The 22,272-nt window shown below is 63.0% G+C and carries 19 protein-coding genes; 12 read left to right on the top strand and 7 right to left on the bottom strand.

The features are described from left to right. Window positions 1-268 precede the first annotated feature (268 nt). The 6 genes from TX79_RS16500 to TX79_RS16480 all read left to right on the top strand — a co-directional run bounded on the left by TX79_RS16500 (window position 269) and on the right by TX79_RS16480 (window position 6,291). A complete protein-coding gene (locus tag TX79_RS16500; protein ID WP_049928735.1) occupies window positions 269-2,917 on the top strand; it encodes an alkaline phosphatase PhoX in 2,649 nt (882 codons plus the stop codon). Window positions 2,918-2,922: 5 nt separating this feature from the next. Further along, window positions 2,923-3,618 carry a hypothetical protein gene (locus TX79_RS16495; protein ID WP_049929239.1) on the top strand — a complete coding sequence of 232 codons (696 nt, stop codon included), beginning with the start codon at window positions 2,923-2,925 and terminating at the stop codon, window positions 3,616-3,618. A gap of 67 nt (window positions 3,619-3,685) precedes the next feature. After that, entirely contained in the window at window positions 3,686-3,862 is a 177-nt protein-coding gene (locus tag TX79_RS19430; protein WP_154660570.1) for a hypothetical protein, read from the top strand. A 109-nt stretch (window positions 3,863-3,971) separates the two neighbouring features. Continuing rightward, window positions 3,972-5,258, top strand: a complete 1,287-nt coding sequence (locus TX79_RS16490; protein ID WP_049928734.1) for an O-acetylhomoserine aminocarboxypropyltransferase/cysteine synthase family protein — start codon at window positions 3,972-3,974, stop codon at window positions 5,256-5,258. A gap of 98 nt (window positions 5,259-5,356) precedes the next feature. Then, window positions 5,357-5,725, top strand: coding sequence for a hypothetical protein (locus TX79_RS16485; RefSeq protein ID WP_049928733.1), 369 nt, complete (start codon window positions 5,357-5,359; stop codon window positions 5,723-5,725). Next, window positions 5,722-6,291 (top strand): hypothetical protein, encoded by a 570-nt coding sequence (locus TX79_RS16480; protein WP_049928732.1) that lies wholly within the window; start codon window positions 5,722-5,724, stop codon window positions 6,289-6,291. The genes TX79_RS16485 and TX79_RS16480 overlap by 4 nt, the downstream gene beginning before the upstream one ends. Window positions 6,292-6,652: 361 nt before the next feature. On the opposite strand, the gene TX79_RS19425 is transcribed toward TX79_RS16480, so the two are convergent. Both TX79_RS19425 and TX79_RS16475 read right to left on the bottom strand, forming a co-directional pair. Next, window positions 6,653-7,717 carry a hypothetical protein gene (locus tag TX79_RS19425; protein ID WP_154660569.1) on the bottom strand — a complete coding sequence of 355 codons (1,065 nt, stop codon included), beginning with the start codon at window positions 7,715-7,717 and terminating at the stop codon, window positions 6,653-6,655. Window positions 7,718-7,996: 279 nt separating this feature from the next. Further along, on the bottom strand, window positions 7,997-8,263 hold the full coding sequence (locus TX79_RS16475; RefSeq protein ID WP_195892541.1) for a MarR family transcriptional regulator: 267 nt from the start codon (window positions 8,261-8,263) through the stop codon (window positions 7,997-7,999). A gap of 626 nt (window positions 8,264-8,889) precedes the next feature. Here TX79_RS16475 and TX79_RS16470 point away from each other — a divergent pair. The 3 genes from TX79_RS16470 (at window position 8,890) to TX79_RS16460 (ending at window position 11,362) form a co-directional block, all read left to right on the top strand. Further along, a complete protein-coding gene (locus TX79_RS16470) occupies window positions 8,890-9,591 on the top strand; it encodes a transposase (RefSeq protein ID WP_230198608.1) in 702 nt (233 codons plus the stop codon). 170 nt (window positions 9,592-9,761) lie between these two features. Further along, on the top strand, window positions 9,762-10,658 hold the full coding sequence (locus TX79_RS16465; RefSeq protein WP_049928729.1) for a hypothetical protein: 897 nt from the start codon (window positions 9,762-9,764) through the stop codon (window positions 10,656-10,658). A gap of 314 nt (window positions 10,659-10,972) precedes the next feature. Beyond that, window positions 10,973-11,362, top strand: a complete 390-nt coding sequence (locus TX79_RS16460) for a DUF7522 family protein (RefSeq protein ID WP_049928728.1) — start codon at window positions 10,973-10,975, stop codon at window positions 11,360-11,362. 23 nt (window positions 11,363-11,385) lie between these two features. On the opposite strand, the gene TX79_RS16455 is transcribed toward TX79_RS16460, so the two are convergent. Then, window positions 11,386-11,616, bottom strand: a complete 231-nt coding sequence (locus tag TX79_RS16455) for a hypothetical protein (protein ID WP_049928727.1) — start codon at window positions 11,614-11,616, stop codon at window positions 11,386-11,388. Window positions 11,617-11,755: 139 nt separating this feature from the next. On the opposite strand from TX79_RS16455, the gene TX79_RS16450 reads away from it, so the two are divergent. After that, window positions 11,756-12,304 carry a DUF5813 family protein gene (locus TX79_RS16450; RefSeq protein ID WP_049928726.1) on the top strand — a complete coding sequence of 183 codons (549 nt, stop codon included), beginning with the start codon at window positions 11,756-11,758 and terminating at the stop codon, window positions 12,302-12,304. 533 nt (window positions 12,305-12,837) lie between these two features. Here TX79_RS16450 and TX79_RS16445 read toward each other — a convergent pair. From TX79_RS16445 to TX79_RS16430, 4 genes are all read right to left on the bottom strand, one after another. Further along, the gene (locus tag TX79_RS16445; protein ID WP_049928725.1) at window positions 12,838-13,068 is read right to left on the bottom strand and encodes an Lrp/AsnC family transcriptional regulator; all 231 of its coding nucleotides are present in this window, start codon (window positions 13,066-13,068) and stop codon (window positions 12,838-12,840) included. Continuing rightward, entirely contained in the window at window positions 13,068-13,769 is a 702-nt protein-coding gene (locus TX79_RS16440; protein ID WP_049928724.1) for a potassium channel family protein, read from the bottom strand. The genes TX79_RS16445 and TX79_RS16440 overlap by 1 nt, the downstream gene beginning before the upstream one ends. A 184-nt stretch (window positions 13,770-13,953) precedes the next feature. Further along, window positions 13,954-16,497, bottom strand: a complete 2,544-nt coding sequence (locus tag TX79_RS16435; RefSeq protein ID WP_049928723.1) for an efflux RND transporter permease subunit — start codon at window positions 16,495-16,497, stop codon at window positions 13,954-13,956. Between the two features lie 9 nt (window positions 16,498-16,506). Continuing rightward, window positions 16,507-18,153, bottom strand: coding sequence for a COG1361 S-layer family protein (locus TX79_RS16430; RefSeq protein ID WP_049929237.1), 1,647 nt, complete (start codon window positions 18,151-18,153; stop codon window positions 16,507-16,509). 277 nt (window positions 18,154-18,430) lie between these two features. On the opposite strand from TX79_RS16430, the gene TX79_RS16425 reads away from it, so the two are divergent. Continuing rightward, entirely contained in the window at window positions 18,431-19,030 is a 600-nt protein-coding gene (locus tag TX79_RS16425; RefSeq protein ID WP_049928722.1) for a TetR/AcrR family transcriptional regulator, read from the top strand. Between the two features lie 406 nt (window positions 19,031-19,436). Further along, window positions 19,437-22,244 (top strand): BGTF surface domain-containing protein, encoded by a 2,808-nt coding sequence (locus TX79_RS16420; protein WP_081655626.1) that lies wholly within the window; start codon window positions 19,437-19,439, stop codon window positions 22,242-22,244. Window positions 22,245-22,272 lie beyond the last annotated feature (28 nt).

Raw genomic sequence — 22,272 nt, 5'->3', positions numbered from 1 at the left:
ACCGCCGTATCACTCGACGTGTCACGAGTCGCCGGTCGGTCAAGTCGTGTTAGTCGCCGGTCGGTCAAGTCGTGTTAGTCGCCAGTCGGTCGAACTCCGGCCAGTCGGAATCAGTCGCCAGTCGGTACTCTATCTGACTGGATATCGCTCAATAGCTGTCAGAGTGCTATTGCCTGCACATTTTTCCACCCGGTGCTATATTTCATACATTGATTTATAGCTAAATATTATAAACGCTCTTCAGGTAATCGAAGGTCGGTCCGGCTGCATGGTCGAATTCACCAGGCGGACGCTGATGGCATCGTCAGTGGCAGCGGCAGTCGGTGCGGGGACGGTCGGCCTCGCGGGAGCGACAGACGATCCCGAGGAACACGACACGCTCGAGGCTCCCTACGTCGAGGGCAACATCGATCGGTTTTCCACGACGGCGTTCGGGGCCGAAGTAACGGGGCCGTTCGTCTTCGACACCGGGGAACTCCTCTACAGTCTGCAGGGACCCCACGACGGCAACGTCGAACCGTTCGACACGGGCGGCGTCGGCGTGTTCGACGACTTCCAGTTTACGTTCAACGGGGCGAACGACGAGTTCGAGGAACTCGAGCCGCCGCAGACGGATCTCGAGGAACAGCAGGTCCTCGCGGCGGCCGGCGAGTACCGACTCCTCGTGCAGACGGGCGACGAGATCAACGGCGGTACCGAGCGGTTCGGCCACCCGCAGACGCCGGACGGGACCGAACTCGTCGAGATCTGCGAAGACGAGTACGAGGGGATCGGCGAGCAGGCCGACATGAACTTCTTCGTCCCGACGAACGAGGAGGGTACGGAGGGTTATCTCTTCACCAACAACGAGATCCGGCCGGGCGCGATCACGCGAACCCCCCTCTACCGCGACGAAGACGGCTACTGGCAGGCCGACCTCGAGAACGCGATGGAACTCGAGAACACCGAGCCGTTCCGCGAGATCGGCGGGACGAAGATCAACTGTTACGGCGACCTCAGTCCGTGGGAGACGCCGCTGTCGGCCGAAGAGGAGTACGGCCACCCGCGGGTCAACGGGCTCGCGACGGTCGGCGACATCGTCGAACGGGGTAGCGGCGTCGGCCTCCGCGGCGGTAGCGAGTTCTGGAACCGGCCCAACATCCTCGAGGTCGACGACGCGCTCGAGGAACTGTTCGGCGACGAGCATGCGTACCCGATGGGGCTGCACAACAACCGGAACACCGAGAAGATGGCCTACCACCTCGGCGTTGAGCCGGTCGATCAGGAGGACGTCGAGGACGAGGACGGGACCAGAACCGTAAACACGCCCCATCCCATCGGCGACGAGGCGTTCCCGAACCGCTATCGCTACGGGAAGATCGTCGAGATCACCGAGCCGACCGCCGAGGTGCCGACCCCCGTCAAACACCACGTCTTCGGTCGCGCCGCCTGGGAGTGTCCCGAAGTGCTGCCCGACGAGAAGACGGTCTATCTCGCCTCTGACGGCGGCGCGAAGGGCATCTACAAGTTCGTCGCCGAGGAGCCGATTCCGGAGTACGACGACCGGATGGACGTCCGCGGCACCCTCTACGCCATGAAGGCCACCGAGATCGGCGAGGGGCCGGTCGCCGAGACCGACCTCGATATCGAGTGGCTCCCCCTCGGAACGGCGAGCAACGCCGAAGTCGAGTCCTGGATCAGCGACTACGACGACGTCACGCAGGTCGATTACCTCGAGACCCACGCCGAAACCGACTGGACCGAGGACCTCGAGCAGGCGCTGCAGGAGGCCGACGAGGCGGTCGCGATCGACGGCAACCAGGATTACATCACCGACGAGGAGATCGTCGAGTGGGCCGAACAGTACGAGGAGTACGGCCCCGACGGCGTCGACGAGGAACTGCGCCGCGTCCCGTTCCTCGAGACCCGCGCGGCCGCCAAGGAGATCGGGGCGAGCATCGAGTTCAACAAGGCCGAGGGGATCGACGCCCACGACGAGGCCGAACCCGGCGACTTCATCTACTTCGGCATCTCCTCGCTCGGCGGCTCCATGGCCGACGAGCACGGCGACCTCCGGTTCGACGAGGTCCAGACCGGCGTACTCTATCGCGCCGAACTCGAGGCGGAGTACGACGTCAGCCGACTCGAACCGGTCGTCGTCGGCCCGAACGAGAGCGATCCCGAGTCGGTTCTCGACGAGTCGCTCATCAACGTCGACAACGTGATGGTCATGGACGACGGTCGCGTCCTCCTCTGTGAGGACAAAGACAGCTTCGGCCGCTCGTATCCCAACGACGCACTGTGGGTCTACGAGCCGCCGACGACGATCCACGTCGACTCGCTGGCGGTCAGCTACGACGGCACCGGCGAGGTCGACCTGACGCTCTCGTCGCTGCCCGACGGCCTCGCCGGCGGTCGGGTCTCCGTCTCCGTCGACCATCCCGGCGTCGCCCGGATCGTCGACGCCGACTACCACGACGGGCTCGAACTCACGTCGGATCCGTCGATCGGCGACGGCTCGAGCGTCGAGTTCCGCTTTGCCGACATCGAGGACGAGATCGGCACCGGCCGACAGGTGACGCTCGCGACGATCGAACTCGAGGGCGTCGAGACGGGAACGACCGACCTCTCGATCGACGTCCACGCGCTCGACGACGATACGGGCGCGTCGATCGAGCCGGACCCCCGTCCCGGCATCGTCGTCACCGGGCCGCCGCCGATCGGCGGCGGTCCCGGCGGCTCGCCGCCCCAGGACCTCGACGGCGACGGGAAGTTCGAGGACGTCAACGGGAACGGCCGGTTCGATTACGACGACGTGGTCACCCTCTTCGAGCACATCGAGGACGAGTCGGTCACGCTCAACGAGGACGCGTTCGACTTCAACGAGAACGGGCGGATCGACTACGACGACCCCGTCGCGCTGTACGAGATGCAGTGACCTCCATGACCGATCGATACGTCGTGGCGGTGGCGCTCCTGTCCGTCGCGCTCGCCCTGGTCGCCGCCGGCCCGGTCGCCGCCGGTGTCGGATCCCCTGCCGACGCGGGCCAAGAGGCCGGTCCGGCCGTCGTCGTCGCCGACGAATCGGTCGCGGTCGACGACACCCAACGCCACCGCGTCGCGCTGACCGACGCGCCCGAGGGGCTGGCCGGCTTCGAACTCACGCTCGAGGTCGACGGCGAGGTCGCGACCGTCGCCGACGCGGCCTACCCCGACCACTTCGGCCCGACGACCGATCCCGTCGTGACGGCCGACGAGCGGTCGATCACCGTCGAAGCGGTCGACCTCGACGACGAGATCACGACCGGCGAGACGGACGTCACGCTGGCGTGGATCGACGTGACCGGCGTCGCGGCCGGCGAGACGGAGCTTCGAGTGACGGCGTCACAGGTCGACGCCGACGACGGCAGTCCCGTCGATCCGACGGTCGACCCGGGAACGCTCACGGTCGGCACCGTCGACGGCGACGCCGATTCGGTCGACGACGCTGACGGCGATTCCGGTCCGGCTGACGAGGCAAGTGACGCTGCCGACGAGTCGGACGCGACCGACTCGATTCCGGGGTTCGCCGTCGGGACGACCCTCGCCGCCCTCGTCGTCGCTTCACTCCTCGCTGCCGGTCGGCTCCGGCCCCGTTGACCCCGCCGGGGTCGTCCGTAATGGAAAGAGGAGTAGTATTATCACTGTCGCGGCGGAAGTGTCTCCAATGAGTAACGAGAACTCGACGGAGCCGGTCGAGGACAGTGACCGGGAGGAAGAGATCGTTCGCACGATGAAGATCCTGATCGCCTGGATCGCCCTCGTCGTCTTCGCGGGCCTGCTGTTGATCCTGTTCAGCGACCCGTTCGCCGCGCTGTTCTCGATGCTCGCACCGGTCGTCTGATCGGTCGACCCTTCGGACCCGCAATCGTCACGCCCCACGCGTCATCGACCGCGGACCGTTTTGCGACAACTGTCGGTTTTACGGTCGCTCGCTCCGACGATTCGGACGTATGAGCGACGACAGCGACGAACACGAGTTCGCCACCGACAGCATCCACGCCGGACAGGAACCCGATCCGACGACGGGCGCACGCGCGCCGCCGATCTACCAGACGACCTCCTACCAGTTCGAGGACACCGACCACGCTGCGGCACTGTTCGGCCTCGAGGAGGCCGGAAACATCTACTCGCGGATCATGAACCCGACGAACGCGATGCTCGAGGAACGCATCGCGACGCTCGAGGGCGGCGTCGGGGCGCTGGCGACGTCGTCGGGGATGGCCGCGTTCGACCTCGCGACGTTCATCCTCGCGGACGCCGGCGACAACATCGTGAGCGCCTCGTCGCTGTACGGCGGGACCTACACCTACCTCACCCACACCGTCGAGAAGCGGGGCATCGAGACGAAGTTCGTCGACACGCTCGACTACGAGGCCTACGAGGAAGCGATCGACGACGACACCGCGTTCGTGCACTGCGAGACGATCGGCAACCCCGCACTGGTGACGCCCGACATCGAGCGACTCGCCGACATCGCCCACGACCACGACGTCCCGCTGTTCGTCGACAACACGTTCGCCACGCCCTACCTCTGCCGACCGCTCGAGCACGGCGCGGACCTGGTCTGGAACTCGACGACCAAGTGGATCCACGGTGCCGGATCGACAGTCGGCGGGGTGCTGGTCGACGGCGGCTCGTTCCCCTGGCCGGAGGGTGACTATCCCGAGATCACCGAGCCGAACCCGGCCTACCACGGCGTCAACTTCTACGAGACCTTCGGCGAGGCGGCCTTCTCGGTCGTGGCCCGCACCCGCGGGCTGCGCGACCTCGGCAACCAGCAGTCGCCGTTCGACGCCTGGGTCACGCTGCAGAAACTCGAGTCGCTGCCGCTGCGCATGGAGAAACACAGCGAGAACGCGATGGCCGTCGCGGAGTACCTCGAGGACCACCCCGACGTCGACTGGGTCACCTACCCCGGCCTCGAGAGCCACGAGACCCACGACAACGCCAGCGAGTACCTCGAGGGCGGCTATGGCGGCATGATCACCTTCGGCCTCGAGGGCGGCTACGACGCGGCCGAGACCGTCTGCAACGAGGTCGAACTGTTCAGCCTGCTGGCCAACGTCGGCGACGCGAAGTCCCTGATCATCCATCCCGCCAGCACGACCCACCAGCAACTCACCGAGGAGGAGAAACTGGCAAGCGGCGTCACCGACGACCTGATCCGCATCTCGGTCGGCATCGAGGACGTCGACGACATCATCGCGGACCTCGATCGAGCGATCGAGCAGGCCTGATCGGATCGGTAATCCCGTTTTCTGGAATACCGGTGCCCCTAACGGGGGCTATGCTCGGCGAAACGGTTATCTGCCCATGTGCAGAACGTGCACATGGCATGAGCGCAAGCGACGACCCTCGGCGAGTACACTTCCAGTCGCCCGAGTACCTCGTCGAGCGTCTCGATGCAGTCGCCGAACTGTTCGACACGGATCGGACTGATTTGCTCGTCGAGGCGATTCGCGACTACCTCGAGGAGACCACCGACAGCGACACGTTCCAGGAGCTGGTCGCGAGGAAGTACTACGACGATCAACTCGAGTTCGAGACGGTCACACAACTGGTGGGCGCTGAAACCGCCCAGCGACTCCGACTGCTCAAGGCGGATTTAGACGACGAACCGCTCGACCTCGACGCACCTAGCGACGTCGACGTCTACGGTGACGACGCGGTCGCGGTCGACCCGGACGATGCTGCCGAGCGATGAGCGAGCCACGACTCCGGACTGTTGTCGCCGACACGAGCGCACTGGTGAGTCTGGCTGTTCCCCGTGCCGACGCGACGTACGATACTGACGCTGGGCCAGACCCCTTCCAGTATCTGCTCACCTCGTGTGAGGTGTCTGTCCCGCCCGAGGTCGTCGACGAACTCCGTGACCTCACGCAGTACCAGGACATCCACGGCGCTGCAGCGACGAACGTCCTCGCCGCTCGAGAGCACTACACGGTCGAAGACCCCTACGAACGGACCGAGACGCCGGACTCGCGACCCACCTTCGGGCTCGACGACGGTGAGACCGACGGGATCGTCCTCGCGAACGCGCTCGAGGCCGACGGGTTCCTGACCGACGAGTTCGGCGGGACGAACTTTGCGGTGATCCACGCCGTGTTACAGGGCCCGCGCATCGTCCCGACGCCGCGGCTCATCTGCGATTACGCTCGGAACGGTCATCTGAATGTTGGTGCAGCCCGAACGCTGTTGACAACGATCGGTGCTCACTGCAGTTGGGGTGACAGTCTGTACGTTGGGAAGTTTCGGGAGCGCCTCGAGTGACGTCTTTTGTGGACGGTGCTATGTGAGAGTTGCCGGTTTCTTCGCTATTGGTGGACTCTGAGTCTAGCCGGCGCTGTACTCGCGTCCGTGGCGGTTTCACGACGACCTCAGTTTGTGGTTCGGCTTCGACTTCCCAGATCACGTGTTCGACGGACTCCTTGTTTGCGGGAAGATCGCGCCTCGCGTTCGGCAACCTTGAATATGAACGAGCGATGAAGGGAGCGAAGTTCAGGTGAGAATGAAACCAAAGGACTATATTTATCGGACCAGTAACTGCTACTGGAGTCTTTGAGAAAAGACTGATTCCTAAGGTCTCCCGCCGGAGACCTAATTACTACTCATTGAATAGTGCTTATAGCATCTATAAGATCAATTGAGGATCTATGTTATCAGTAAGGAAATTAAGTGTCTCAGATCGATCAAGAACTTTTGCAGAATACTTTGAGTTCAATTCTTCATAGTCAATAAAGTCATCGGAGGTGTTATTAAGACAAATTATTAGGTCTCTTCCCGATAGGTGATGACGGTCATTAGACTCGTCAAACAACTTCACACATCCGCCATTTTGTTGAGCATATGCGCAAGCAAATTTGAAAACGTCTAATGTAAATAGACGCTTTTTCTCCATATTTCCTTTGTGAATATGGATTGTAGGATCTGGCCTTAGTAAATCTGTCCGGACATTTTCGGTCTTATGTGGTACAATTTTGTTTAGATCGTCTTTGTGAACTCTTTCAGTTTCTACATATGCAGGTGTATCATCCTGAATAAATTCCTGAATCTCTTCTCTTCGAAGTGGATATACTTCTTGCTTTAGTAGACCGGTTACTAAATCCGCCATTGAGAGGGCAGGATATGTGATATCTCCATAAGGAATTGCATCAAATCTATCACAGTACTCTCCAATCTCTTCATATGCTTTCGAAACATTGCCTGAAAAGTCGTCAGTCATCACATTAGTGTATGCAGATCCTCCGTTGTTATATCTATCAAGATATTTCCATATTGAGATTATATCGTAGTATTGGAAAAGTACATCTTCGACAAAATCATGTGATATTTCACGTCGGTATTTACCATCTTCTTCTCCATAAAGTTCTATCCAAAATGGCTGGAAGTATGTTTCTGTCACATAAATCGTATCTAAAACATCAATTGATAAGAGTTCTAATACAATGTCTATTCTTGCTTCCTCTTGCTGCCATAATGGAACGTATCTATTTATGTATTTATCTTTAATTATTGGTGTTGGAGTTTTCATCCCATATTTGTCAATCTTATCCGAAATTATATCGAAGTATTCCTGATTGAACTTAGACTGATCCTCTATAGCAATCGCTACAGAGATCGCACTAAATCCATGTGGATGTTGGTCATGAAAATCGTTCTTCGTCGCATCTGATGCAATTACCCCTTCAGAAGTCATTAGCTATCTATTGGAGAGGATATAAAAAAAGTTAGGGGACAGCACTAAATTATTATTTCTAACTCTATTGATCCTTAAGGTCCACATTGAGGAATCTGACTCCACCAATATGAACACAACTGGCCCGAATTTGTGTCCATAATCAAAACTCGCGGTTTTGATACTGTCAACGACTTCTCAGACGATTTTCCTACAGACACCTATTCGATTCCGATGCTAGAACGCACGAAACGCAGAGTCTGTGTCCATCACCGAGTGATTCCAGCCAGAGTGGAAAGCTTACTTAGAATCCTGGATTGGCTCAAGCTCACTCGCGTCGAGCTCTTCGTCGAGATATGCCTCCCCCTTGTCGGTGATTCCGTACAGCCCTCGGTAGACTCGTTCGAGAAGGCCGTACTTTGCAAGCTCTGCGCATCGTCGGCTTGCGTGCTGCCGAACTGGTCCGCCGAAAGCCTCGATTGCCTTTGGCGTCAGGTTGCCGTGCTCACGGATCAACTCGAGGATTCGATCGTCAGATGGCACCATCCAGTCGGCAGATTCCCGCATGTCGTCCATTCCTGTAACGGCTATGTTCATAGATTCACCGATGTAAAGGGTCTAAATACGGATATTAATTATTCATGCAATACCCGAAACCTAGCGATTAACGATCGTCAGTAAATTACTTGTGGGTAGAGACGAAACACGGTGAACGACCCGCCCCTTTCGGCTAGAAGGCCGACGTGTTAAGGGCACGCCGGGGTCGGGTCACCCTCTGCACGAGGTTTCCGACCATGCGAAACGAACGCTCGAGGGGCAATGAATATTGCCCAATAGACGATGGTACAGCCGGCCAATCGGCAGGCCACGAAAACACCACCCAGAAAACGGCCCCGCATCACACCACGACACGGACGAACAATAGTACACCCCCTGCATCCGTCCAGTTTCCCGCAGCGACACCGACACGCCACACCACTACGCAGTACGACGAACTCCTCGTCACAGGCGACGATGCAATCCTCTTCGAAGCCACAGGAGGTAACCGCCGATGACTCGCGGCGGCTACACACACCACCGACACCAAACCACGACCAACCGCCCCTCCAACCGCTACCGAACGCTCGAGTCCCAGAACGCCGCTGAACCCGACACCCCCTCCACTGCCGACGAAAGCTCGCCAGGTGATCGCGATGGATAACCCCGACCGCACCCCGATCGGCGTCGACCTCGGCGAGTACAACCTCTACACCGCCTGTCCAGCCACGATGCCGGACTGGACGGGGGCCTACAGGATCTCCGGCGACGAGATTTGCGCTCACCTGGACGACCTCCGCGAACGAGTCGCCGTACTGCTCGCCAGCGACTCGGATCGCGACACGGTCGTCGCGTACGTGAGACAACGTCGCGCCGAGTTGCTCGAGACTCTCGACGGCGCAGCACGAGCGCTCTGCGAGTACGCGAGCGCGTACGACCGTCCCGTGCTCGTCACCGAGGACAACCACTACGAGCCGGACCTGTGGGCCTGGCTCACCGATCCCGACGCCCATCGCGGGACGGCGTGGCTCCTCGCGATGGCCCACCTGCGGCTTCGAGCGGTCGCCGCCGAGTACGCCGTCGAGGTCGCGACGGTGCCCGAGACGCACTCCTCGCAGGAGTGTCACCGCTGCGGCGTCATCGGTGACCGACCGCAGGACAAGACGCTCCGCTGTCCCAACCCCGACTGTCGCGTCGACCGGGTCCACGCGGATTACAATGCCGCGAAGGTCCTCGCCCAGCGGTACCACCCCGGCCAGCGGTGTACATACCGTTCCCCGCCCCCGGTCACGCCAGGCGAGCGTCCAGCACTCGTCGCCGACGGCGGCCCACCACAGCCGCAACCGGACGATGCCTAACCCCCGCCAACCCCGAGGCGACGGTCGCGTCGAGAACGGACCGCCTCGAGTCGCCGCTGTAGCGTCCACGCATTCGACCGGTCACACCCTCCGTGTGCCGACGCCGCCCGCGTGACCGCTGCGCGGCAGCTGTATCGCCTTCTCAACCATCCATCCACGGACCCGAAGCCATGAGTACGAATACCGAGCCATCCGGACCGAACGCATCGATCATCCAGACGCTCACCACCGAACTCGAGTCGCTTCGCGACCGGATCGACCGACTCGAAGCCGCCCTCGAACGGAAAGACGACCGGCTCGAGGAGCTGGAAGCCGAACTCGAGCGAGAACGTGCGGAAAACGACCGCCTCGAGGCACGGATCGACGAGCTCGAGCACGCACAGACACCGATCGAGGCCCGATTGGACGCCCACGAGAAGAAACTCAACGCGAACAAAGATCGCGTCGGCGAACTCCAGGCCCGCGAACTCGAGAAAGGCGCACACCTCCGCGCGGAGCACGTCGACGAACGCGAGATCGACGTTCCCGATGGCCGCCTCGAGCGCATCAGGAAAGACGACGGCAGACAGTACTACCGGCTCCCCGAGAGCGACGACCCGCTCGAGCGCGGCGGCGAGGTCGCGCTCGCCCACGGCGATCTCCTGCCGATCCAGCAACTCGCGAGGCTGGACGACGACATGCTCCATGCAACCACGTCCTCGCTGCCTACGCGTCTCGCCGCCAAACTCTGGACGGCACGAACCGATCCGAGCGTCGGCGACAATCCCTGGAAGAACGGCACTGCAGGCGTCCGTGAGTACGTCACGGCCAGCGACATGAAACACTGGATTCGTCGCCAAGAACAGGGAATCAGCGACGACTACGCGAAAAAACTCGTCTCGAGAACCATCGACGCCCTGCTCGAACTCTCGGGGAACCGTCTCGCGATCGAACGGAAACGACAGCGCAAGAACGGCCTCGAGTACACAGAGCGGTACGTCCGCCTGATGGAGGACGCGGATATCCCTGGTGATGGAACAGGAGCGACTGACCGGACGAATCCGGGGACAGGTGACGTCGACGGCTGACGCCGTCCCCGGATCGCTCACACCTCCCTGAGAAGGGTGTCACTCTACAGGGGTACGAAGAACCCGCGCGAGTGCGGTCGATTGCCCGTCCGGCTACTCGTCCGTCCGTCGCTCGATCGGTCGTCGTCGGTCACACACCGCCGACTGCTCGAGACCGCTCACCGACGACGTCAGGTGTCACCGGGAAATGGAGAACAGCTACGCACGGAATCGTGGCCGCTACTGATCCGTGCCGGGGAAGAACACGTTGTGCTGGTTTTCAGCGGTGGACAACAGCCCCCGCGGTTAAGGAGTCGGCCTTCGACCCGTCGACTATGGGCACAGGGTTACTTACCGAGGAGGCGGCCGAACGGATCGTCACGACCTGCCGGACGGCGATCGGCGACAGTCTCCGGTCGGTCACCTACTTCACGCGCGACGACTACGAGCAGGTGTATCTCCGGGAGGACTTAGAGCGCGATGCGGACCTCTCGACGTTCATCGGCCACGAGTGGCGCGGGTTCAAGACCGCCCGGACCGCCTACCAGGGTTCCGAACTCGGCGATTACAACTACACCATCCGGGTCTTCGACAACGGCTTCCTGGTCCGCGTGACCAGCGACAGCGACGGCGTCTTCGTCACCACGGACGGCCTCACGGTCAAGGACTTCGAAGAAGTCGCGACGGCGATCAACGCCTTCCTCGAGGAGCGATCGCTCGAGTAGCCGGTAGCCTACAGCGGCGGGTCTCAGTCGGCGGTGTTCGTTTCGCGCGTCGAGTCGAGATCCGGGGTCGAGCCGGGGGTGTCGCTCGGATCGGTGTCGTCGTGATGGGAGGAGGCGTCGTCGCGACGGCTATCACCCGCGCCACGTCCGTCGCTCGCATCGGAACCGATCGGGAGCCCACAGCCGAGTTCGCCGTCGGTCCCGAGCAGGCGTGCGAATCGGCGACGTTCGGCGGCGTGTTTGTCGAGACACATGCCGACGAGCAACGAGAATATCGGTTGTAGTAATGGACGGCGTTTCCGCTGGAAACGATCGACTACCGTCGTGAAACGGTTGCCGCTCGCAGGACCGAGGGCGTAACACCCTTTTTCGCGACGCCCCTCCCTCCCCGTAATGACCACGACGCTACCCGACCCGGTCGAACGCGAACTCGAGGCTCACGAGGCGTTCGAGCCGGCCGCCGAGGGCTACGAACTCACGACGACCGTCTTCGACGCGACCGTCACCGCCGACGCGGGGGAGGGCAAACGCGACGGCGAGTTCACGGTCACCGTCTCGCTGCCGACGCTCGACGCCGCGGTCGCCGGCGAGACCGTCGCCCAGGTCGTCGAGGACGACTGGTTCGAAACCCTCGAGCGACGCCTCCAGGACGTCTTCCGCGTCGCGCACACGAGTACGCACGACGACCCCTCCGTCTCCCGCGAGGACGAGACGGTCCGCGTCACTCTCGAGTACACGGCCTGGAACGCCGCCGAGGGCGTCGCGGACGCCAAGGCGCTCGTCGAATTCGTCGAGGGCACCTTCGCCGAAGGGATCATCCCCGGCTACGACTACCGAGGCCCGGCCGCAACCTTGCTCGAGAACGCCCAGCAACGCGGCCAGGAGGCCGCCGACGGCGACGGAGGAAGCAGCGGCCCCGATGGAGGCGGCATGCCGATGTAAACCGAAGTTTTGCGCTGCGGGTGCGCCGCAGGCGCACCCTCGGCAAAAATTCGATTAAAAGCACCGGAAGACGCTCCGGGCCTTCCGAGCCTTCGTTCGCTTCGCTCACGAAGACACTCCTCCTTCCGTTCCACTCACTTCGTTCGTTCCACGTCAGTCGTCGGCCCGAGCGCGAAGCGCTCGGTGAACAGCTTCGCTCGGGTTCGTTGAACCGCTCGCTCGCTGATGCTGCACCGGTGAATGGTCACCGGGCTTCATCCTGATCGTTCGAGCGGGCATCCCGAATTACGAAGCTGGCCGGGAGCGCGACTCGAGCAGACGCGAGAGTCGCACGATCCGGGGGAGGGCAGGCTGTCACCCGTTACCGACCGCGAGCGACTGAAAGGAGCGAGCGGGCCGACGACCGATGTGGAGGCCCCGAGGGGCCGGAACGGAGGGAGGAGTGCTTTTGGTCCAGCTTTTACCGAGGGACACCCCGCTGGTGGCAGAAAAACTGCCACCAGCGGGGTAGACCGCAGCGTAAAAGGTGGGTCTTAGTCCATCGCGATGTACGTCTGCGTGTCCTCGACGCCCTCGATGCCCTGGATCTGCGTGGCCGCGATCTCCTTGACGGCGGCGGGGGAGTCGACGCGGGCCTTCGCGATGATGTCGACGTCGCCGGCGACGATGTGGGCCGACTCGACGCCCCCGATCGATTCGATGCTGTCTCTGAGCCGATCCGCCTCGCCCGTGTTCGCTTTGATCATGACGAACGCCGTAACCATCAGTTGACACCTCCTGCGCCCGCTCTCGCGGCGGCTTGCGTCGCTGTCTCCCCGACCAGTAGCTGTCGCACCTCGCTCAACACGTCGAAATCGGCGAGGACGACCAGCCGATCGCCGTCCTCGATCGACTCGTCCGGCGAGGGAATCTCGAGCGCCCCGTCGCGCTTGCCGTGGGCCAACACCCGGGCGTCGGCGGGCAACTCGAGTTCGTCCATCGTGTAGCCGTCGACGGGCGCGTCGTCGGTGATCGTGAGTTCGACGATCTGCAGGTGGGGCGCGACGTCCGCGATCGCGCGGATCGTGCCGCCGAGCAGGGCGTTTTTCGCGCCGATCGCGCCGAGACGCTCGGGATAGATCACTTCGTCGACCTCGTCGGCGTACTTGCGGTAGATCCCCTCGCGGTAGGCCTCGTCGATGCGCATGATCGTCCGACAGCCGTAGTGGTTGGCGATCATGCAGGCGGTGAAGTTGACGTTCAGGTCGCTCGTCAGCGCCCCGACGGCGTCGGCCTCGCTGATGCCGGCTTCCTCGAGGACGGACTCGCGGGAGCCGTCGCCGTCGACGACGGTGAACTCCTCGTTGCGGGCCCGGCGGACCATCGCCTCGTCGCGCTCGACGAGGGTCACGTCGTGGCCTTCTTCCCGGAGGACGCGGGCGGTACGCAGTCCAACCCGGCCAGCCCCGATAATTACGAACCGCATGGAGGGGCGTACGTCGGCCCACGCCAATAAGGTTGCCCCAGTGTGACACACCACCACTGTTCATCCGAAGCGAGATCGCGGACGGCAATGGCGCTGCCTCGAGCGTCGCAGGCGTTCGACCGCCCGGGTCGACTCGGGTCGAAAGCGTTCGTGGGTCAGGGGCGGTATCGGAGCGCTCGAGGCCTCAGTGAAGCGCGGGGAAGCCCGGTATCCGGTCGCCGAGACGGGTCCAGACGACCACCGTCGAGGGAACGACGAGGAGCGAGGTGAGCCAGGCGTAGAAGACCCCCAGCGCCAGCAGAATCCCGAACTCCATGATCAGCGGAATGAGCGCGACGTAGAGCACGCCCAGCCCGCAGACGGTGGTGAGCATGCTCCCGGTGAGCGCGCCGCCGGTCCCCCGCACGGTCACGAGCAGCGCCTCCTCGACGCCCATACCGGTCTCGAACTCGTCGACGAACCGGTGGATGAAGTGGACGGTGTAGTCGACGCCGAGGCCGATCGACACCGAGAGGATCGGCGCGTTGATCGGGCTCAGGGGGATGTCGAAGTACCGCATCGAGCCGGCGAGCATGGCCACGGTCACCAGCACGGGGATGATGTTGATCACGCCGTAGGCCGCCCGTCCCTCGAGCCACCAGTAGGAAAACACCAGGAACGCCGTCGTCAGCACGAAGGCGACGACGAGGCTGGTGACCGCCGAGTCGAGCGTATCGGCGATGATGGACTCGAAGATGACGAGTTGGCCGGTCGGGGTCGCGTCGAGGTCCATCTCGGCGGCCAGTCGTTCGGCGGCGGCGACGGCCTCGTCCTGGTCGGTGCCGACCACGATGGGGACGTCCAGCCGGGTCGCGGTCCGATCGCTCGTCATCCGATCGGCCGCCTCGTCGCCCGCGACGGCGAAGAGTTCGTCGTAGACGGCGTCGACGTTCCGGTCGGGCACCCCGTCGCCGCTCGAGTCGTAGCGGGCGACGGTCGCCCCGAACGCGGGGTCGGTCGCGGCCTGGGTCTCGATCACGTCGAGGATCGAGTTCGCGTCGGCCCGCCGGTCGGTCGATTCGAAGACGTCGGCGGGGTCGTCGAGGGCGCGATCGAGTTCCGTCAAGCCGCGGTCGGATCGTAAGTCCCTGTCCTCGACGTATATCGTGACGCTCCCCTCGAACCCTTGCTCGAAGTCCTCCTCGAGGTGGTCCAGAAACCGCATGAACGAGTAGTCGCCGGGCGCGAGCGGGCCGGGGAGCGACTCGTACTGTTCGATCCGGTCTTCCTCGGGGAAGAAGGCCTCGTCGTCGAATTCGGTGTCGACGCCGGTGCCGTAGGCCGCCGTGCCGAGCGAGCCCACGAGGATCGCGACGAGAAAGAGCACGGGCGCGACCGACGCGATCCGGACGCCGACCGGAAGAATCCGTCCGAGCATCGATCCCTCGCTCCCCAGGGGCGTCGTGCCGAAGTCGGGGAACCGCGTCCCCTCGCGCAGCCGGTCGAAGCCGACCTTGCCGGCCGGGAGGAAGACCCCGAAGATGAGGAAGGTAAAGGCCATCCCGAACGCGGCGACGATCCCGAAGTGACGCAGCTGTTCCATCGAACTGACGAGGTTCGCGACGAAGCTGAAGACGGTCGTCAGCGTGACGATCAGAAACGCCGTCGTCAGCTGTTTCGTCGTAATTCCCATGGCGTCGCCGATCGACGCACCCGTGGACCGTTCCTCGCGATACCGGTTGATGGTGTGGATCCCGAAGTCGATGCCGACGGCCAGCAACAGCGGGAAGACGGTGATCAGCGAGTCCGAGAACGGGATCCCAGCGAAGCCCATGAAGCCGAACGTCCAGATCAGCGTCATCACCAGCGCGACGAGGCCGAGTCCCAGGTCGATCGGATCCCGGTAGGACACAAGCAGGAAAAAGAGGATCAACAGCATCGCCGCGGGGAAGACGACGATCGCAGTATCGCCCAGCAGCTGGAGCGTCTCCTGTTCGAGGATCGCGTCGCCGAAGACCACGACGTTGTCCTCCGTATCGAAGCCGTCGATCGCGTCCGCGATCGCCCGCGTCTCGTACAACAGGTCCGCGTGGTCGTTCGTGTCCGCCATCGACGGCGTGTCGTAGGTGATCGCCACCTGCGCGACGCTCGCGCGCGCCGACTCCCGCGTGAAATCGGTACTGACCGGGAGGCCGGCGGCCTCGTCGGCTTCGGCGATCGCCGCCTCGAGCTGGCGTTGCGAAGCCCGTTCGACGGCCCGGTACTGTTCCTCCGCAGTCGTCGCCGACGGGTCGAGTTGATGGCCGACCAGCGAGGCCGGACTCGTCGTCGACGCGACGCGGAGGTCGTCGGTCGTCTCGAGGCGCTCCTGGAACTCGAGCATCGACAGCAGGTTCCGTTCGGAGAGGACGTTGCGGTCGTCCTCGATCATCACCTGGCCGGTCGTCCCGCCGGCGTCGCGCCCGCTCCGTTCGAAGTTCCGTTGAACGTCCTCGAAGGCCTCCTGGGCCGGCGAGTCGTCGGTGTACTGGTCGGCACCGGCCGCCTGTTGGCCGCCGCCCATCCCCGCGCCGACGAAAAACACCGCCGTCACGAGCAGGAAGACGAACACGACCGTCCAGGGTCGGTTCGTGATCAGCGGGTTGATCCGCCGGGTAAACGGATCGTCACCGCCGGCCGCTTCCCCGCTGGCGTCGCTCGAGTCGCGGTCGATCGACTCCTCGCGGGGTGTGCGATCAGGGTCGGTCATCGGTCGTGGTCACCGGCTCCGCCACCAGATGGTCGCCCCGAGGCCGCTGGCCGTCAGGACGGCCATCCACGGAAGCAGCGATCCGATGATCCCGGAGCCGCCGTCGTCCTCGCCGGGCGTGACCTCGACCGGATGCTGGTAGACGTCCGAGAGCACCGTCTCGCCGCGCTCGGTGTCGTACTCGAAGTCGAGTTCGATCGGGTGGGTCTCCGTCGCCGCGTCGTCGTCGGCTTTCACGTCGAACGGCAACTCGGCGGTCTCGCCCGGGGCGAGTTCGGCGACGAACGCTTCGTCGTTTCCGGTCTCGAGCGGGTCGTCCGTGTAGAGTTTCGCGTCGACGTTCGACAACGTCTCCGCGCGCTGGTTGGTGATCTCGAGGACGAACTCCGTTCGCTCGCCCTGCTCGACCGAGACGTCGCCCGCGAGGGCGAACTCGTCGGTCTGTGGGTCGACCTCGACGCGCTCGGAGATCGGCCCGTCCTGGAGCGTCGTCCCGTCGCCGTTCGTGTACTCGACGGTGAACCTGACCTGTCGCGGCCCCGCGTCGGCCTGCCCGCTGACGTCGGTCGGATACCGGAACGACGCCGTCTCGCCGGGCTCGAGTTCCGGCAGCGCGTACCGCGTGTCCTCGACGAACAGCGATTCGGACATCGGCTCGATCGTCAACACGGCGTCGTCGACCGGCCGTGGCCCCTCGTTCGTGATCTCGCCGACGATGTCGCCGTCGTAGCCGACCGCCAGGGTGTCCTCGAGGGAGTCGATAGCGAAGCGCTGCTCGGGGGCCGGCGTGAGACTCGCGATCTCGCTGGTCGCCGTCCCGTCGATACCCGACCCGTCCTCGTACTCGAACAGCACCTCGAGGGGCGTGGCACCAGTCGTGGCGGTCTCCGAAATCGCGACCTCGACGGTGACGGATTCGGACTCGCCGACGTCCAGATCGCCGAGGAAGATCTCGCTGGTGCCGCCCGTCGATCCCTGCGCGGCGGTACCGGAGGCCGGGTTGACGGTGACGTCCCCGTTACCGGAGATCGTCGCCGTGGTCTGGTTAGCGGGTTCGGTCCCGACGTTCTCGATCTCGAACGTCGCGGGGCCGTCGCCGCCGGCTTCGACGTCGGTCGTCACGTCGCCGATCTCGAACCGCGGTTCGTCGGGGACTTCGACCGTGAGATCGATCTCCTCGGTCGTACTTCGGTCCTGCATGTACCGGTTGGTTTCGGAGATCCGGTAGGTGTAGGAGTAGTCGACTTCGATCGTGATCTCGTACGATCCGGGGTCGACGTCCTCGGGGACCTCGAGCCGTTTCGTCACCGGTTCGGAGCGCTGACCGTCGGGGATCGCCCCGACGGACGTGGTTCCGGAAGTCACGTCGAAGGGGCCGTCGTCGACCACTTCGACGGACACTGCGCGCGCAGTCAGCAGATTCTGTCTGTCCATTCCGGACTGGAGGTCGCCGTCGTTCTCGAGGAGAATCTCGAGGGTATCCTCGGTTCCGGGGACGACCTGGGAGTCGGTGAGATAGGCGTCGATGTCGGGTTCGCCCTGCGGGAGTTCGCCGGCCTGGCTGCTCGCAACTGCCGTCGCGCCGACGGCCAACCCGACGGTAGTGACGAGCGTAAGTGCAACGAACACGCCGATCGGCCGATCGGTACCCGTCATCGTCGGCACCTCCCGGCGACAGTTCGCATCGATTCGGCGGGGATCGCTGGACGGGTCCTCCCCGGCGGCCCGTCCGTCTCGAGATCCGTGTCAGTCATCGTTTCCTACTTTGTTGGTACGGCTATAGTTCTTGTGATTGAACGTTCAATCACGCCGCTTATACGGGTGGCCGCTGGACCTCCGATATGGAGTCGACGAGCGATTACCGACGATCCCCCGAGACGACGACAGCGAATCCTTCGCACCGTCGGTCTCGCAGTAGTGGGGGCGGTCATAGATGAGCGACGATCCGTTCGGCAACCCCGAGGACACGCGGGAGCAGATTCTGGCGGCGACGTACCGCACCCTGCGTGATCGGGGCTACGCCGAACTGACGATCAGCGCGATCGGCGAGACGTTCGAGAAGAGTCCGTCGCTCGTCTATCGTCACTACGACAGCAAGGACGAACTGGTGCTCGACTGTCTCACGTACATGCTCGATCGGTACGAACGCCAACTCACCGAGGACGAGATCACCGACCCGAAGGAGCGTCTCGAGGCGTTCGTCGAGTGGGGGTTCGAGGACGCGCCGCCGGAACGGGAGGCGTTCCTCTCCGCGATCATCGAACTCCGCTCCCGGGCACCCCACGACGAGTCTTACGAGAGTCACTTCACCCGCAGTGACGACGTGTTCGTGGGCTATCTCGCCGACGTTATCCGATCCGGTATCGAGCGCGGAACGTTTCGGGAGTGCGATCCCGAGCAAGCCGCACAGCTGCTCGTCACCACGCTCTCGGGAACGCTGTTTCGCCGTTCGACGACCGATTCTTCGGGATGGCTGGACGACGTTCACGAGGAACTCCAGACCTATCTCGAGACGCGGCTCTACCGGGACTGAGTGCGACCGGTACTGAATCTACTAATAAAACGGTTTGAGGAACCGAGTTCTGCCGAGATACGACTCACAATTGTATCTCTGTTGTCAGTTATATGTCGGTCTGACGATCCCGTACAGCCGATAGTGTATTCTCTATGAATAGTTAGAGAAAGCCTATATACTGCCAGTATAGGTGACAACTTGCCTGTCTGCAACCCGCGTATACGTGCGGTAACTTCTACTTACGAATAGGTAATCTCGGACAACTCACAACAAGAAAGCTTATTACACACTTCTCTCAACAGTCTGCTACCCCTACCCGGAGGCTGAGTAAACGGCAGGGCACCCGTGCCGGGCGGTCCCCGCTGCCGAACTCGTCCCGGTGAATCGCTCGCTACCAACGCGAAACATACAGCTAACACAACACATGACACGAACCCAAACCTCCATTCGCGAAAAGGGACGCGCAGTGTTCCTGGCCGCGATCATGGTTATGTCCGTCGTCGCGATGTCCGCAGCCTTCGCGGGTGCGGCCGCCGCAGACGAACACCAGGTCGAACTCTCCGACCTCGACGTCTCGGACGGACAGACGATCTTCGACTCCGTCGACGACATCGACGGAGTCACCGACGTAGACGCACAGACTCACGAAGTGACCCTCGAATTCGACTCTATCGCTGCGGATGCGACCGATGAAGCGGTTACCGTCACTCTCGATGAGGATCTCGATGACCTCATCGGATTCGAGAACGTGGGCTATTCCGGTGTAGTCGAGGATACTGACGGAGTCTCCCTCACCGCAACTGCTACGGATAACGACCCCAGTGACGGGGAGCTCACGCTCGAAATCACGAACGACGACACCAGCGAGGCAACCGATACGTGGGTTACCCTCCAGCTGACTGTCAACGCTAGCTCCGACTGGGAGGCTGACGACGGTCACGAGACCTTCAGCCACTCCGCCGAGCACGGCGATGAAGTCGTTACCGGCTCCTTCGAAGCGCTGAACGTCGAAGATACCGTCATCTCGTACGCTGACGTGGCGGACAGCCCGTCCTCGGAAAGTGACCACGAATATGATGGCGACGTCTGGGAGGGTCAGCAGGTGACCCTCGAGAGCAATGAAGAACGAGACGTCATCACCGTCTACGAGTACGACGAGTACGACAGCGGCGTCAAACTCGGCGACGAGGTCGACAGCGTCGGTACGACGCCCGGCGTTGCCGTCAACTACGACACCTCTGCCCTCCAAGGTGGGGAAGAGTACGTCTTCGAGATCAGCGACGGTACCGACGAGCAGCACGTCATCGTCGAACTGAACGAACTCGGCCTCGGCGCTGACCTCGTCGACGACGAGATCACGACCAACCAGGACATCGAAGTCAACGTCACCAGTGACGACCTGACCGGTAGCGAAGTCGTCGCGACGGTGTACGACTCCGACGACGATGAGTTCGCCAGCGACGAGACCGAACTCGACAGCAGCGGTGCAGCCGAGTTCAACTTCGCCCTCGACGAGGGTGACGAAGGCGACTACCACGTGGAAGTCGAGCACATCGAGTCCGGCGTAACCGTCGAGACGGACACCGTCTCCGTCGACGAAGCGCCCGACTCGGACGTCGAATTCCGCGACAACGTCAACGAACACATCGGTAACAACGCCTCGATCGTCGTCGACATCGAGGACTACGACGGCTCGGTCTTCGTCCAGGTCGGTGACCAGGACGAAGAGAACTACCAGGCCATCCTCGAGGTCGAGGACGCAGACGATAGCGGCAACGTCACGATCGTCCACGACACGACGGCCGCTGACAAGAACGCCTACTCGGTCGTTGGCGACGACGAGCTCACGGTCCGCAACGAGCCCGGCGTCACCAACCCGCCGCTCGAGGCGGGCAGCTACACGCTGAACGTCGGCCTCGACGGTAACAGCAGCGCCATCGACGAGCGACAGGACAGCGCCCAGTACAACCTGCAGGAGCGAACCGAACTCGCAGACGACCAGCTGAGCACGCACGTCGCACCTGGTGACGACACCCTCGGGTCCAGCGACGACCTCGAGAACACCGTCGTGACCGCCGACGACACCGTCGCCATGCTCGACGGCAACATGGACCACCTCATCGCCCAGCTGGACAACCCGCACCTCTATGCCCTCCTCGACGAGGGTGACGACGAGACCGACCTCGCCGGAAACGACCTCAACGTGACGATCGAAGAGGTCAACCCCGGTCCGAACGCCGAAGCCGACGTCTGGAACGCCGAGGAACACTTCGGCGTCACGACGCTCGTCGCCGACCAGGACGAAGGCCAGGCGGTCTTCGGTCTGAACAACGACGATCTCGCTAGCATCCTCGACGAGGACGCGGAGTACTACCTCAACGTCACGCTCGAGAAGAGCAGCGACCTGACCCCTGACGACGAGGACGCGGACGAAGAAGTCGCTTCGGTCACGTTCGAGACCGAGGAAGCTGAACTCGAACTCGACGACGAGGCGAACGCGAACCTCGCGAACGCGAGCGCCGAGGACGTCGTCGGCGAGACCAACGTCGCGCCCGGTAGCGCGATCCAGGTCTTCGCCCAGTCCGACGGCTACTTCTTCGACGACAACGAGACCACCGTCGGCGACGACGGCACCTTCGCGGCCACGTTCGACTTCAGCGAGCAGCCCGCCGACATCGACGTGAGCCTCACGGCTGAGGACGCTCACTTCGACCTCGAGGACGACGGCGACGCCGTCCTCTACTCGGCGGACGAGGCCGAGCCGGCGAACGTCGTGCTCGACGTCACCGTGCCGGACGCAGTCGAGGAAGGTGACGACGCCACCCTCGACGTGACGCTCGAGAACGCCGGCGAAACCGCCTCGGACGAGTTCGACTTCGACGTCGTCTTCGACGGCGAGACGCTCGAAGAAGACACCAAGCAGCTCGAGGCCGGTGACGACTTCACGGCGTCGTACGACCTCGACACCAGCGCGGCTGGCTCCTACGAGTGGTCGGTGACCGCCGACGGCGAGGACGTCGACGCCTCGGAGTCCGGCACGCTGACCGTCGAAGAACCGGAGTCCGGCAGTGAGGAACCCGGTGAGGAACCCAGCGAAGAGCCCAGCGAAGAACCCAGCGAAGAGCCTGACGACGACGGTGACGACGAGGACGGCGTGCCCGGCTTCGGGTTCGCGGTCGCCATCTTCGCGCTGATCGCCGCCGCGATGCTCGCCCTGCGCCAGCAGGAGTAAGCACTCGTTGAACCACCGGCTCACGCCG

The organism is Halopiger goleimassiliensis (genome assembly GCF_000455345.1).
Lineage (GTDB): Archaea > Halobacteriota > Halobacteria > Halobacteriales > Natrialbaceae > Halopiger_A > Halopiger_A goleimassiliensis.
The sequence above is the reverse complement of the archived record's forward strand: the minus strand, read 5'-3'. Positions and strand labels throughout refer to the sequence as shown.

Coding starts and splice junctions, on each gene's coding strand:
- TX79_RS16500 (WP_049928735.1), top strand. CDS start 269: ATGGTCGAATTCACCAGGCGGACGCTGATGGCATCGTCAGTGGCAGCG.
- TX79_RS16495 (WP_049929239.1), top strand. CDS start 2,923: ATGACCGATCGATACGTCGTGGCGGTGGCGCTCCTGTCCGTCGCGCTC.
- TX79_RS19430 (WP_154660570.1), top strand. CDS start 3,686: ATGAGTAACGAGAACTCGACGGAGCCGGTCGAGGACAGTGACCGGGAG.
- TX79_RS16490 (WP_049928734.1), top strand. CDS start 3,972: ATGAGCGACGACAGCGACGAACACGAGTTCGCCACCGACAGCATCCAC.
- TX79_RS16485 (WP_049928733.1), top strand. CDS start 5,357: ATGAGCGCAAGCGACGACCCTCGGCGAGTACACTTCCAGTCGCCCGAG.
- TX79_RS16480 (WP_049928732.1), top strand. CDS start 5,722: ATGAGCGAGCCACGACTCCGGACTGTTGTCGCCGACACGAGCGCACTG.
- TX79_RS19425 (WP_154660569.1), bottom strand. CDS start 7,717: ATGACTTCTGAAGGGGTAATTGCATCAGATGCGACGAAGAACGATTTT.
- TX79_RS16475 (WP_195892541.1), bottom strand. CDS start 8,263: ATGCGGGAATCTGCCGACTGGATGGTGCCATCTGACGATCGAATCCTC.
- TX79_RS16470 (WP_230198608.1), top strand. CDS start 8,890: ATGGATAACCCCGACCGCACCCCGATCGGCGTCGACCTCGGCGAGTAC.
- TX79_RS16465 (WP_049928729.1), top strand. CDS start 9,762: ATGAGTACGAATACCGAGCCATCCGGACCGAACGCATCGATCATCCAG.
- TX79_RS16460 (WP_049928728.1), top strand. CDS start 10,973: ATGGGCACAGGGTTACTTACCGAGGAGGCGGCCGAACGGATCGTCACG.
- TX79_RS16455 (WP_049928727.1), bottom strand. CDS start 11,616: ATGTGTCTCGACAAACACGCCGCCGAACGTCGCCGATTCGCACGCCTG.
- TX79_RS16450 (WP_049928726.1), top strand. CDS start 11,756: ATGACCACGACGCTACCCGACCCGGTCGAACGCGAACTCGAGGCTCAC.
- TX79_RS16445 (WP_049928725.1), bottom strand. CDS start 13,068: ATGGTTACGGCGTTCGTCATGATCAAAGCGAACACGGGCGAGGCGGAT.
- TX79_RS16440 (WP_049928724.1), bottom strand. CDS start 13,769: ATGCGGTTCGTAATTATCGGGGCTGGCCGGGTTGGACTGCGTACCGCC.
- TX79_RS16435 (WP_049928723.1), bottom strand. CDS start 16,497: ATGACCGACCCTGATCGCACACCCCGCGAGGAGTCGATCGACCGCGAC.
- TX79_RS16430 (WP_049929237.1), bottom strand. CDS start 18,153: ATGACGGGTACCGATCGGCCGATCGGCGTGTTCGTTGCACTTACGCTC.
- TX79_RS16425 (WP_049928722.1), top strand. CDS start 18,431: ATGAGCGACGATCCGTTCGGCAACCCCGAGGACACGCGGGAGCAGATT.
- TX79_RS16420 (WP_081655626.1), top strand. CDS start 19,437: ATGACACGAACCCAAACCTCCATTCGCGAAAAGGGACGCGCAGTGTTC.